Source organism: Candidatus Erwinia haradaeae (assembly GCF_900698925.1).
GTDB lineage: Bacteria > Pseudomonadota > Gammaproteobacteria > Enterobacterales > Enterobacteriaceae > Erwinia_E > Erwinia_E haradaeae_I.
The window spans coordinates 1-13,523 of the sequence record NZ_LR217713.1; the positions used below are offsets into that span (position 1 = coordinate 1).

The following is a 13,523-nucleotide window of genomic DNA, read 5'->3' on the forward strand; positions in this document are numbered from 1 at the left end:
TTATTCCCAGGTTATATCATAATAATTCACAGGTAATACACAGTTAATTAAATCAATTAAATGATTGATTAATAAAGTAAAATTGAACTTACCCACAGAAAAAGCTGCCATATATAATAATAATTATTATTTATTTATTTTTTAAAAGATTTATTATTAATAGAATTAAATATAAATATTTGATGCAAAACAATCTAGAAAGATCTTATAATATCAATTAAATACTGTTTACATATTTAAGAGGTAGTTCTCTATGTTTTATACCGAGCCTTTTGACATCATTGTAATTGGTGGCGGTCACGCTGGAACCGAAGCGGCGATGGCTGCAGCTCGTATAGGACACAAAACATTATTACTAACCCATAATATTGATACTTTAGGAGAGATGTCTTGTAATCCGGCTATTGGAGGAATCGGAAAAGGACATTTAGTTAAAGAAATAGATGCATTAGGTGGGATAATGGGTCGTGCTATTGATCAATCTGGGATACAATTCAGAAAACTGAATGCAAGAAAAGGTCCTGCTGTACGCTCTACTAGAGCGCAAGCCGATCGAATGTTATATCGTCAGGCGGTACGTTATGCACTGGAAAATCAACCTAATTTATTAATAATGCAGCAAGATGTACACGATTTATTAATAGATCATGATCAAGTAATTGGTGTAATCACTCAAATAGGAGTAGAATTTCATTCTAAAGTAGTTATTTTAACTGTGGGTACTTTTTTAGATGGAAAGATTCATGTTGGCATGAAAACTAATATCGGAGGTCGGGCGGCTCATCCGTCATCCTCTCTTCTTGCGCGTCGACTACACGAACTTCCATTGCGTATTGGACGGTTAAAAACAGGAACTCCTCCGCGTATTGATAAACGATCTATTAATTTTAATGTACTACCTCCTCAATTTGGAGATAATCCATTACCTTTTTTTTCATTTTTAGATGACTTATATCAACCTCCTAAACAAGTACCTTGTTATATAACACAAACCAATGAAAAAACTCATGATATTATCCGTGATAATCTTCATTATAGTCCCATATATAGTGGTAAAATTAAAGGAACTGGCCCTCGCTATTGTCCTTCAATCGAAGATAAAATCATGCGATTTAGTGACCGAAATTCACATCAAATATTTTTAGAACCAGAAGGATTAACTAGTAATGAAATTTATCCGAATGGTATATCTACTAGCCTACCATTTAACATACAAATAAAACTTATTCGCTCTATACAAGGCATGGAGCAAGCAAATATCACACGACCAGGTTATGCTATTGAATATGATTTTTTCAATCCATCTGATTTAAAGAGAACATTAGAAAGCAAATATGTTCAAGGATTATTTTTTGCCGGTCAAATTAATGGAACCACTGGTTATGAAGAAGCTGCTGCACAGGGTCTTTTGGCAGGATTGAATGCTAGTCAGTTTTTAATGGGAAAAGATGGATGGATACCAAGACGTGATCAAGCTTATATAGGTATCTTAGTTGATGATCTTTGTACGCATGGTGTGACTGAACCTTATCGTATGTTTACTTCTCGCGCGGAATATCGTTTAATATTACGTGAAGATAATGCTGATTTTCGTTTAACTGAGATTGGTCGAAATTTAGGTTTAATTGATGATATACGTTGGAAACGATTTAATACGAAGATAGACAATATTGAGAAAGAACGGCAACGTCTGCGTTCAATGAAAATATTGCCTGGTAACACAGAGTCGGTTGTGATGAATAACTTGCTTCCTGGAAGATTAAAAAATAATCATAGCTATGAGGATCTATTAAGACGTCCTGGAATCACCTACCAGCACTTAATGAATCTGACAGGATTTGGACCGGATATAGCTGATCGCCAAGTGGTAGAATCAGTAGAGGCTCAAATTAAATACGAAGGTTATATCGTTCGACAACAACGAGAGGTTGATAGACACATCCGTTACAAATCAACCTTGTTGCCTGCTGATGTGGATTATAAAAAAATTAACGGATTATCTATTGAGGCAGTGTCTAGACTTCAAGATTATAAACCAGCGTCAATTGGCGAAGCATCACGTATTCCTGGAATTACACCATCAACTATTTCAAGTTTGATTATTTATTTAAAAAATCATGGATCGTTGATTAGAGAATAATGAATATAATTACTTAGATAAACAATATATTTAAATGGTTTTATGAATAAAATACTGTATATATATCAAATATATCAAGTTGGAATAGTTTTTATTATGCGTTACTTATATTCATTTATAGTCAACATCAGTGACATAGTATAAATACTATGGATAATATCAATTTATTACATAATAAAATATGTATTTTGTGATAAAAATTTTATTTTATATGCTAGGTGTATATTTTATATGAAAAGTTAATTTATATTTTATAATTTTATTATATATTGTAACTACTATATATAGAAAGTTAATAATAATATTATTGATAATAAAAAAATATTTTTATAACAATTAAAATTTTTACTAAATAAAAATAGACCTCGGACTTTTCTCTATATTTAAGTTAGATCGGTAAAAATCAATCATAGCGCATTAATAATTGGTCAAACGTAATTTAATTTTTTATTTTTAATATTTTATATTACGATACATGACATTAATTAATTCATTTGTGAGATATATATGATAATGTATAGTAATTATATTTTTAAAAGTTAGTTTAAATTTTAAAAACATGCAATTGTCATGATCTATGAAAGATGGTTAATTCAATATTATAACATTCTATAGTAATTTTCTGTTTTTAATTTAGGGGGTTATAATATAGTAGAAGTCTTTATATAAGTTGATAGTGTATATTTTGTTTTAGTGGTCTTTCAGAATCTAATGAAAGTTTTTATATTTAATATTCATAATAATTTTATACCATTTTTAATAAATAAATTTATCTATATCAGTTATATATATAGAATATATAAAGAGTTTGTTGTGTAAGTAAAACTTGATTGTTTAATTTTTCATCTTTTTTGATTATAGATATAGAATTGAATGGGTAAGAACTGCATTGTGCGTATCATAATGCTGGTTATAAATTTTGATTCTAAATCTATAGATTATTATTTTTAGTTTTTAAATATTTTCAATAGTATTGTTATAAAAAAAGATTTATATTGAATTCTAAATACATTTATAGATTATTTATTTATTGGAATGTTAGTTGAGTTGATGTTATTTTTAAAAAAAATGATTTTTAAAATCAATATATTGTTTTAATATATAAGATTAAGAATCTTATATCGATAATACTGTATCTGTCATTTATCTAATCTGTCAGAATTTTTTATTAATATAGGATAAACATGTATTAGATTGTTTTATAACTTTATTAATATAATATGATTTTTAATATATTAAGAAAATTAAGGAAAAAACATTACAGTAATGACATTCTATGATACAACAATTAATATTATATATGGTTAATAACCACTTTAGATCAATTGATCTATCTCGATTTTTGATATTTGATTTGTTTTAATAGAATTTAAGATGTTTTTTAATTCAAAATTTTTTGTTATCACACTTAAATTAAATATTTTATTAAATTAAATTACGTATAATTTGTAATGTGATGAAAAATATATAGATTAAATCGATATGACACTTAATTATATTAATATTGTTTATAAATATGGCAGCTAACATGCATATTTTTTAATAATGAGAATCTGGATATTAACCTATATTTAAGAAATTATTACATTGTTTTTAAAATCGATATTCTCAGGTTAAGTATGACAAAACATTATATCTTTGTAACAGGTGGGGTTGTTTCTTCTTTGGGCAAAGGAATTTTTGCTGGTTCGTTAGCGGCCACACTGGAAGCCAGAGGTCTTCTAGTGACTATTATAAAGCTGGATCCTTATATTAATGTTGATCCAGGAACCATGAGCCCCATTCAGCATGGTGAAGTGTTTGTAACTGGTGACGGCGCGGAAACAGATCTAGATCTTGGTCATTACGAGCGATTTATTCGTACACGCATGAGTCGTCGTAATAATTTTACTGCAGGTCGTATTTACTCTGATGTCCTTTATAAAGAAAGGCATGGAGATTATATGGGAGAAACTGTTCAAGTTATTCCTCATATTACTAATGCTATTAAAGAAAAAATAATCATAGGTGGGGAGGGATATAATATAGTTTTAGTCGAAGTGGGAGGTACCGTTGGTGATATTGAGTCGTTACCATTTCTTGAGGCTATTCGTCAGATGGCGGGTGACATTGGACGTGCGAATACAATATATATTCATTTAACACTGGTTCCCTATATGGCAGCAGCAGGCGAGGTAAAAACAAAGCCAACTCAGCACTCAGTTAAAGAGCTTTTATCGATTGGTATTCAACCAGATGTATTGATCTGTCGGTCTAGTTATCCAGTTCCTGATAATGAACGTTCTAAAATTGCTTTATTTTGTAATGTACCAGAGAAAGCAGTTATTTCGCTAATAGATGTTGGTTCTATTTATAAAATTCCAGGTATTTTAAAATCACAGGGATTAGATGAGTATATTTGTAAAAGTTTTAATTTGCATACACCACCAGCTAATCTCAGAGATTGGGACCAGGTTGTCTATCAAGAATCTCATCCAAATAGCGTTATAAATATAGGGATGGTCGGAAAATACACTACGTTACCTGATGCTTATAAATCAGTCATTGAAGCTTTAAAGCATGGAGGATTAAGAAATCGCATTACCGTTCATATTAAGTTAATTGATTCAGAAGATATTGAAGCTAATGGAGTAGGTTTATTAAAAGACCTAGATGCTATTTTAATTCCTGGTGGTTTTGGCTATAGAGGTGTAGAAGGTAAAATTATTACAACGCAATATGCTCGTGAAAACAATATTCCTTATTTGGGTATTTGTTTAGGAATGCAGGTAGCCTTAATGGAATTTGCTCGCAATGTGGCAAATATGGCAAACGCACATTCAACTGAATTTTTTCCTCATTGTCAATATCCAGTAGTTGCTCTTATTACTGAGTGGTATGATGAAAAAGGTTCTACAGATAAGAAGATAACGTCAAGTAGTTTAAGTGGCATGATGCGATTAGGTAATCAGGAGTGTCAGTTAGCTGATTGCAGTCTAGCGCGTAAGTTGTATGGTTCTAGCACTATCATTGAGCGTCACCGGCATCGTTATGAAGTAAATAAGAGATTTTTGAAAAAAATAGAAGAAGCTGGTTTACTTGTAGCGGGTTATTCCGGGGAAAATCATTTAGTTGAAATCATTGAACTTCCAAGCCATCCTTGGTTTGTAGCTTGTCAATTTCATCCAGAATTTACTTCTACTCCTCGAGATGCTCATCCATTATTTAGTGGATTTATTCATGCAGCTAGTGTATATCAGGAAAATATAAAAAATAAAGATATTGCAGGTATATTACCAGCATATTCATAATATACAAGGTCGAGATATTTTCTCGTTTTCATTTATCTAGTTTCTGAGATAGACCAATGTCCAAAATTATAAAAGTTATTAGCCGAGAAATTATTGATTCACGTGGTAATCCAACTGTTGAAGCAGAGGTGCACTTAGAGGGTGGATTTGTTGGGCTTGCATCAGTTCCATCTGGGGCCTCAACTGGGTCCCGAGAGGCTTTAGAGTTGCGTGATAATGATGAAAAGCGTTTTCTTGGTAAAGGCGTCATGAAAGCAGTCGATTCTATTAATGGACTGATTACCAAGCATATCATTGGGAATGATGCTAAAGATCAATCACGTATTGATCAAATAATGATAGACTTGGATGGCACTCAGCATAAATCACGACTTGGAGCGAATGCTATTTTAGCTGTATCATTAGCTAATGCTAAAGCTGCATCTGCTTCTAAGGGAATGCCTCTTTATGCACATATTGCTGAGCTTGTAAATAATCCAGGTCAATTCTCTATGCCTTTGCCAATGATTAATATCCTGAATGGTGGTAAGCATGCTAATAACAATCTAGATATACAAGAGTTTATGATTCAGCCTATTGGCGCACATTCTTTAAGAGAAGCAGTCCGGATAGGAGCTGAAATTTTTCATATATTAGCACAAATACTGAAATCCAAGGGTATACCTACTTCTGTAGGAGATGAAGGAGGTTATGCGCCTAACCTCAAATCTACGATTGCAGCACTAGATCTTATTGTAGAATCTGTCAAAACTGCAGGATATATATTAGGCAAAGATATTACAATAGCTTTAGATTGTGCAGCATCTGAATTTTATCAAAATGGTCAATATGTTATGCTTGGCGATAGAAAAACATCTTTTTCTTCAGAAGAATTTACACACTTTTTAGAGAGTTTAACCAAGCAATACCCGATTATATCCATTGAGGACGGTCAAGATGAATCTGATCATGAGGGGTTTTTATATCAAACTCAAATTTTAGGCGATAAGATACAGCTCGTGGGTGATGATTTGTTTGTAACTAACCCTACCTTCCTTAAGGAAGGAATTAAAAAAGGTCTTGTTAATTCTGTTTTAATTAAATTAAATCAGATTGGTTCTTTAACCGAGACTTTATCTGCTATTCAGATCGCAAAAAGTGCAGGGTATACTACAATTATCTCTCATCGCTCTGGGGAGACTGAGGATGTAACGATTGCTGATTTAGCGGTTGGGACTTCTGCTGGTCAAATTAAAACTGGTTCCATGAGTCGCTCTGATCGCGTAGCTAAGTATAATCAACTGATTCGTATTGAAGAGGTGCTAGGGTCTCGGGCCGTTTTCCATGGTAAAAGAGAGCTTCAGGGAAAAATCTAATATGATCATTTTTGATTATTAAGAAAATATGTCGCAATAATATTTTCTATTATTTTCAATGATTACTTCTATGTATATCCCATTGTTATTATTAACAATAATCATGCTAACCCAATGTTTTTGGAGAAACGATGAACAATAAAATTATTAACTTGACTGATTCTAGTTTTGAGAAGGATGTTATTAAATCCACAGGATTTATATTAGTTGATTTTTGGGCAGAATGGTGCAGTCCATGTAAAATGCTGTCCCCTATTCTAGATTTAATTTCTATTGAATACGAAGATAAGTTAATTATTGGAAAAATAAACATTGATAAAAATCCGTGTACGGCGCCACAATATAGTATTCGGAGCATTCCGACTCTTCTTCTTTTTAAAGAAGGTCAAGTTATTGCAACTCAAGTTGGTTCTTTATCTAAAAGACAACTAAGTGACTTTTTAGATGTACATTTAAACTAAGACGTTAAGAGAAATATTCTATTTTTTAATATTATCATACGATTTTTTTTCTGAAATCTGGACGATCAGAATGAAGCATGCTATGGTGATGGTTGCTTTAGTATTAGATATATACTTTAAATGATATATAACCGTACTGAATTTACATATAGAGAGAAATCTTAGTATTATAGGGACAATTTCATCATAGCTTATCTTTCATCATCTGATTCTAAAGATTGGTATAATTATTTTTCTTTTTTATTATTACCTCTGATTTAATAGTTATTTTTGGAGCTATTATTAGTAGATTATCCGAGAAGAAAATTATATTAATAGCTTTTAGATAAAAAAATCCTGCTAGTTATTACATATGATTCAAGATATGTCCTCAAGTTTAAAAACTCAGAACCCACCATTATGAATCTTACCAACTTAAAAAATACGCTGGTTTCCGACCTAATCACTCTTGGTGAAAAAATGGGGCTGGAAAATTTAGCGCGCATACGTAAACAGGATATTATTTTTTCCATACTTAAACAGCATGCTAAAAGCGGCGAAGACATTTTTGGTGACGGTGTTTTGGAGATACTTCAGGATGGTTTTGGCTTTCTTCGATCTAGTGATAGCTCTTATCTTGCTGGCCCAGATGATATTTATGTTTCACCTAGTCAGATTCGGCGATTCAACCTACGTACAGGAGATACGATTTCAGGAAAAATTCGCCCCCCTAAAGAAGGGGAGCGATACTTTGCTTTATTAAAAGTCAATGAAGTTAACTATGATAAACCCGAAAATGCACGTAATAAAATTCTTTTTGAAAATCTAACCCCACTACATGCTAATTCGCGGTTGCGAATGGAGATAGGTAACGGTTCTACTGAAGATTTAACATCTCGTGTATTAGATCTGGCATCGCCTATTGGACGTGGTCAGCGTGGATTAATTGTCGCTCCACCTAAAGCCGGTAAAACCATGTTACTTCAAAATATAGCACAAAGCATTGCTTGTAATCACCCTGAGTGTGTTCTTATGGTCTTGTTAATTGATGAGCGTCCTGAAGAAGTAACTGAAATGCAACGTTTAGTGAAAGGTGAGGTGATAGCTTCAACTTTTGATGAACCTGCATCGCGTCATGTTCAGGTTTCTGAAATGGTCATTGAAAAGGCTAAAAGGTTAGTTGAACACAAAAAAGATGTAATTATTCTTTTAGACTCTATTACTCGTTTAGCCCGCGCCTATAATACTGTTGTCCCGGCTTCGGGAAAGATTTTGACTGGTGGTGTAGATGCGAATGCGTTACATCGTCCCAAGCGTTTCTTTGGTGCTGCACGTAATGTAGAAGAAGGGGGTAGTTTAACGATTATTGCTACTGCTTTGGTAGATACTGGTTCTAAGATGGATGAGGTCATTTATGAAGAGTTTAAAGGAACAGGGAATATGGAGTTGCATTTAGCGCGAAAAATTGCTGAGAAACGTGTATTTCCTGCTATTGATTATAATCGTTCTGGAACTAGAAAGGAAGAATTATTAACTGTATCGGAAGAGCTGCAGAAAATGTGGATATTACGTAAAATTATGCACCCTATGGGAGAAATTGACGCGATGGAATTCTTAATTGATAAATTAGCCATGAGCAAAACCAATGATGAGTTTTTTGATATGATGAAACGTTCATGATTTTCAATGATGAACAAGGATATATGGTTATCTTGTATTTGTATTGACCAACAACTTTCATACATATAGTAATATTTAGAATCACTTTAGTGGATAGATGGAAGGATGGTATTGTAAATTCTAGGAATTTATTATATTTTAGTTAGTAATTTTATATTATGTAGGATAACATCCTATGTTTTATTCAATGCGTGTATTATGAATATAGAGAGAAATCTACTATATTTTGAAGCGTGGTAATGCAGTTGCCGTTTATATTAAAAAATAAAAATGTGATTTACTAACTGTTGAGGAATAGTAAGTATCATTTTATAAAAAAATTATTTTTATTTTATATTTTTTTATAATGTAGTTTTACATGCATTAATTAAATAATTAAAAATTATTTGTTATAATTGATAGTTAATGCTAAGAATATAAGAAGATTTTTGATGATGTCACATGATTTTATGGATTACATAGAATAACATGAAAACTTGTATGCATATCATAACTTTCCTAAAAGAAGATTCTATGTCAATACATTATTTTTATATATTGTAAAATTGATGTATAAGGTCATAAATGAATGGAATGAATAACTAAATAATGGTTGATATTCTATCGCTAATCTATATCTAATTCTGATTAGAATAATTAATTTTGATTTTTAAGAAAGGGTTTAAATTATGCTATATCTTGAATGGGGATAAAATAATTAAAATTATTATTGTTATTTTTTTTATAAAATATAGTTATTTTCTAATATAATAATTTTGTTTATTTTCTTAAATCACTGATTATTTAATTAACATTTGTATTGTTTAAAGTCTGGTTAATTTCACGTAATATTATAAATACTTTGGAATAAAAATTTTAGTCTATTAAGATCTTAATCTAATATGCTGTTCTGATACTTTCTCCATGATTACTCTGTAATTTTAATTAAAAAGTGTAGATTCTCATTTTTATATATTTAAGGATTGAATTAAAGATGTTCTGTGACCTATGTTTTATAAACAACGTGCCATCAATATAAAGTTTCTATAAATAAGGACTTATATTTTAACATATTTAGAGGAATATTTAGATTCAGCAGAAAGAAGGTATAGTGCATAGTTAAATAAAAATGAATTATTAAAATTTTAAGAACGAGTTTATATGTTGATATCTAATATCAGGCGACAGATAAACGGAATGGATAATTTTTCTATTTTTTATCTTATTAATTGAAATTTATTAATAAATTATTTTTTTTATCCATATCTTCGAGAAAACTAAAGATCTGATTACACGTTTTAATTATACTAATAAGTACTGTGCATGCATCAGACTGACTCTAAAGAGATAATAAAATAATAGATTGACTTATATGGTTGTTTTGTGCAAGTTGTTCATAGGATAACTTATTCTAAGTTAAATAGAAGTTCTGATAACTTCATTATTTATTAGACATAAATATGATTTAATAATAGTTTATATGGAAAATTTCTTTCTATATAACGTATGGTTATTTTATTTTAATAAATAGTATGTAGTCAGATGGATAGCTTTGTTCTGATTATTAAAAAATTTTATTGAGTCAAAGTCTATAGTTTTTATAAGAAAGGGATTTTTGTTTAAAAATTTTTTTATCTTCCCATCTTAACATACTAAGACATCCTCCCCAGCAACAACCAGTATCGAGACAAATGATACCATCTGGTGTTCCTAGTCCATTGAGCGTCGACCAGTGACCAAAAACTATAGTATAGTCAGGTGCAACAGGTAAAGGCATGTTAAACCATGGTATCAGAATAGAAGATGAGTGATCTTGTATTTTTTTAGTGATAAGGTCTAGTTGACCTGTAGGGTGACAATATCGCATACGGGTGAAGACATTAATATTAAAGCATAACTTTTGCATACCGGTTAGTGCAGGCGACCAGTAATTAGATAGGTTATTATTGAGTAAGCCTAGAAGCGGTAGGTAGTCGTCACCTTGAAGTGCTTTCCGGGTTTCTTCAGCGCATAACTTAACAGTTTTTACGTCCCATTGTGGTGCAATACCCGCATGTGACATCATAATTTTTCGTTCTTCATCAATTTGCAAAAGAGGTTGATGGCGAAGCCAGTTTATTATTTCGTTTATGTCATGAGCTTCCAGTAAATCATGAAGATGATCTGTAGTTCTAGTCTTTCTCAGCCCTTCGTATACTGCTAAAAGATGTAGATCATGATTGCCCAGGACTACCTTAACACAGTTATCTAGATTACAGAGAAAACGTAAAACGTCGAGAGAGCTGGGTCCTCTTGCAATTAAGTCACCAGTTAACCATATTTGGTCTTTGTGAGGTTTAAATTTTGCTTGAGAGAGTAGTAGGTTGAGTTCATGATAGCAGCCATGAACATCACCAATTAAGTAAGTGCTCATATAAGATACCGTAGTAGTGATAATAAGAGATCTATGTGTATTTATGTATATGGAGCTTCATAGATTGAATTAATCTATTAGTGTATACTACAATACTGTATCTCGATAAAATCAGATCAGTATATTATTAAATATAATTTTCTTTTTCTCAATATGTAATGCAATTTTTAGGTCATAATTGAGTTGTAGTAAAAAAGTAACTGAACACCATAGACATTAAGATATACCAATATCTGTTATCTTCATAAAATGAGAACATGTATTTCTATATTCACTCTAATAGTATTTATTATAGATTATTATTGGTTCATAAGACCTGTGCAGTTATTTTCATACATGTAAGGAAGGTTTCATTAGATAGATAAGAACATAGTTTTTTTATATATTGATTGTATTAAATCCTGCGCGTTGAGTTATATAATTTTATTAGAGTGATATATTTTCATTACTACGGCTTGGAGAGGTGTTAATGGTAAAGATCTATTCATGTCTATAACATTATTTATATCTTTTATGAAAGATTATTTAATATTTTTATCGTAAGGCATAATAAGTGAATTCTTAAATTATTCTAAGTTATATAGATTGGTAGACAAGGAGGTGTTCTACTTAACAAGTATTAAATATGGTATGAAAATTTAATTTTTTTATTAAAGAGTATCGATAAGTTTTGTATATTATCATTTGTTATGTCTATGAAATAAAATAATCATGTATAACTTGGTCTAGAGGTCTAAGAAGAATCGTAAAAGAATCACTTATTATAAGGTGTTTGTAATTTATTACTTATTGGTATACTTCATGGATCTAATATCCTGACATATTTTATGATTGAGGGTTTCTTTTTATTATGCAATTTCTTGTTCTTTGTGTTATAAAGATAACATTTAATAAAGCTCTGATTGCTGAAAAAATCTACTAGTCTATACTTATGGTATAGATACTACTAGATATTCAGTAGTATCGATAAGTTATTCTATTTTAAAATAGAATGGATGAAACTGTCCTTAATTTTTCGCAATTTAAAAGAAAATGTTGTAATCTTCAGTTAAGACGCTCTTTAATCCGGGCAGATTTTCCAGTGCGTTTGCGTAAGTAGTAAAGTTTAGCTTTACGCACAGCACCATGGCGTTTAATATTAATACGATCAATAATGGGAGAATGGGTTTGGAATACGCGCTCTATACCTTCTCCGTTAGATATTTTTCGTATTGTAAATGCTGAATTTAGTCCTTTCTTACGAATTGCAATTACTACACCTTCAAATGCTTGAAGGCGTTTTTTGGTACCTTCAAAAACCCAAACCATAACTTCTAAAGAATCACCTGGACGGAATATTGGTACATTCTTTTTTATTTGTTCTTGTTCAATTTGTTGAATAACATCTGTCATGGTAAACTACCTTATTTTAATTATATAGATTATTGTAGAAAATAAATTGATTTATATCTTTATTTTTTTTTATTTTGTATATATTCAATTTTAAATTCAGACAGTAATATTTTTTGTTCTTCAGTTAGTGTTCTGTTTTCTAACAGTTCAGGTCTTTTAATCCATGTAGATCCTATGGCTTGTTTCAGGCGCCAGCGTTGAATTTTACTATGGTCTCCGGATAGTAAGATGGGTGGGACCCCGATCCCTTCTGAGATTTCTGGACGAGTATAGTGTGGATAATCAAGAAAACCATCTGAAAAAGAATCTTGTTCAGCGGATTCTTTCTTTCCTAATACTCCCGGTAAACATCGGGAGATAGAGTCAATCATGACCATAGCAGGTAATTCGCCTCCGCTGAGTATGTAATCCCCAATAGACCATTCTTCATCTATTTCTGTTTGAATTAGACGTTCATCAATGCCTTCATAGCGCCCACAGACTAAAATTAATTTTTTACTAGTTGCGAGTTCATAAACCTTTTGTTGATTTAACTTATGACCTTGAGGGGATAGGTATATTACTTTTCCGTTTGTCCCGCTAGATTTTTTGGCTGCATGAATGGCTCTTTTCAATGGTTCTATGGTCATTAACATTCCCGGTCCGCCACCATAGGTCTTTTTATCTACGGTCTTGCGTTTATCACTAGTAAAATCACGGGGATTCCAAGTGTTAATAGACAGTATACCAGTTTTAACTGCGCGGTTAGTTATTCCATAGTCGGTAATCACTTGGAACATTTGAGGGAAGAGACTAATAACACCAATCCATATTTTTATGTCCTGAGGAACAAGT

Annotated in this window: 8 protein-coding genes; 5 read left to right on the forward strand and 3 right to left on the reverse strand. The window is 31.3% G+C overall.

The genetic code is table 11. The annotated features are described in order from the left end of the window. The first annotated feature begins 253 nt into the window (after window positions 1–253). From mnmG to rho, 5 genes are all read left to right on the forward strand, one after another. Complete coding sequence (mnmG, locus tag HACICURV3402_RS00005; RefSeq protein ID WP_157992343.1) at window positions 254–2,140, forward strand: tRNA uridine-5-carboxymethylaminomethyl(34) synthesis enzyme MnmG; 1,887 nt, start codon at window positions 254–256, stop codon at window positions 2,138–2,140. A gap of 1,619 nt (window positions 2,141–3,759) precedes the next feature. Next, window positions 3,760–5,430 carry a CTP synthase gene (locus HACICURV3402_RS00010; RefSeq protein WP_157992344.1) on the forward strand — a complete coding sequence of 557 codons (1,671 nt, stop codon included), beginning with the start codon at window positions 3,760–3,762 and terminating at the stop codon, window positions 5,428–5,430. Window positions 5,431–5,486: 56 nt separating this feature from the next. Then, a complete protein-coding gene (gene eno, locus HACICURV3402_RS00015; RefSeq protein ID WP_157992345.1) occupies window positions 5,487–6,785 on the forward strand; it encodes a phosphopyruvate hydratase in 1,299 nt (432 codons plus the stop codon). A gap of 131 nt (window positions 6,786–6,916) precedes the next feature. Then, complete coding sequence (trxA, locus tag HACICURV3402_RS00020; protein WP_157992346.1) at window positions 6,917–7,246, forward strand: thioredoxin TrxA; 330 nt, start codon at window positions 6,917–6,919, stop codon at window positions 7,244–7,246. Between the two features lie 399 nt (window positions 7,247–7,645). Next, complete coding sequence (rho, locus tag HACICURV3402_RS00025) at window positions 7,646–8,905, forward strand: transcription termination factor Rho (RefSeq protein WP_157992347.1); 1,260 nt, start codon at window positions 7,646–7,648, stop codon at window positions 8,903–8,905. Window positions 8,906–10,466: 1,561 nt separating this feature from the next. Here rho and apaH read toward each other — a convergent pair. The 3 genes from apaH to trmD all read right to left on the reverse strand — a co-directional run bounded on the left by apaH (window position 10,467) and on the right by trmD (window position 13,501). After that, the gene (gene apaH, locus HACICURV3402_RS00030) at window positions 10,467–11,297 is read right to left on the reverse strand and encodes a bis(5'-nucleosyl)-tetraphosphatase (symmetrical) ApaH (RefSeq protein ID WP_157992348.1); all 831 of its coding nucleotides are present in this window, start codon (window positions 11,295–11,297) and stop codon (window positions 10,467–10,469) included. Window positions 11,298–12,341: 1,044 nt separating this feature from the next. After that, window positions 12,342–12,689, reverse strand: coding sequence for a 50S ribosomal protein L19 (rplS, locus tag HACICURV3402_RS00035; RefSeq protein WP_157992349.1), 348 nt, complete (start codon window positions 12,687–12,689; stop codon window positions 12,342–12,344). A 59-nt stretch (window positions 12,690–12,748) separates the two neighbouring features. After that, window positions 12,749–13,501 carry a tRNA (guanosine(37)-N1)-methyltransferase TrmD gene (gene trmD / locus HACICURV3402_RS00040; RefSeq protein ID WP_157992871.1) on the reverse strand — a complete coding sequence of 251 codons (753 nt, stop codon included), beginning with the start codon at window positions 13,499–13,501 and terminating at the stop codon, window positions 12,749–12,751. Window positions 13,502–13,523 lie beyond the last annotated feature (22 nt).

Coding starts and splice junctions, on each gene's coding strand:
- mnmG (WP_157992343.1), top strand. CDS start 254: ATGTTTTATACCGAGCCTTTTGACATCATTGTAATTGGTGGCGGTCAC.
- HACICURV3402_RS00010 (WP_157992344.1), top strand. CDS start 3,760: ATGACAAAACATTATATCTTTGTAACAGGTGGGGTTGTTTCTTCTTTG.
- eno (WP_157992345.1), top strand. CDS start 5,487: ATGTCCAAAATTATAAAAGTTATTAGCCGAGAAATTATTGATTCACGT.
- trxA (WP_157992346.1), top strand. CDS start 6,917: ATGAACAATAAAATTATTAACTTGACTGATTCTAGTTTTGAGAAGGAT.
- rho (WP_157992347.1), top strand. CDS start 7,646: ATGAATCTTACCAACTTAAAAAATACGCTGGTTTCCGACCTAATCACT.
- apaH (WP_157992348.1), bottom strand. CDS start 11,297: ATGAGCACTTACTTAATTGGTGATGTTCATGGCTGCTATCATGAACTC.
- rplS (WP_157992349.1), bottom strand. CDS start 12,689: ATGACAGATGTTATTCAACAAATTGAACAAGAACAAATAAAAAAGAAT.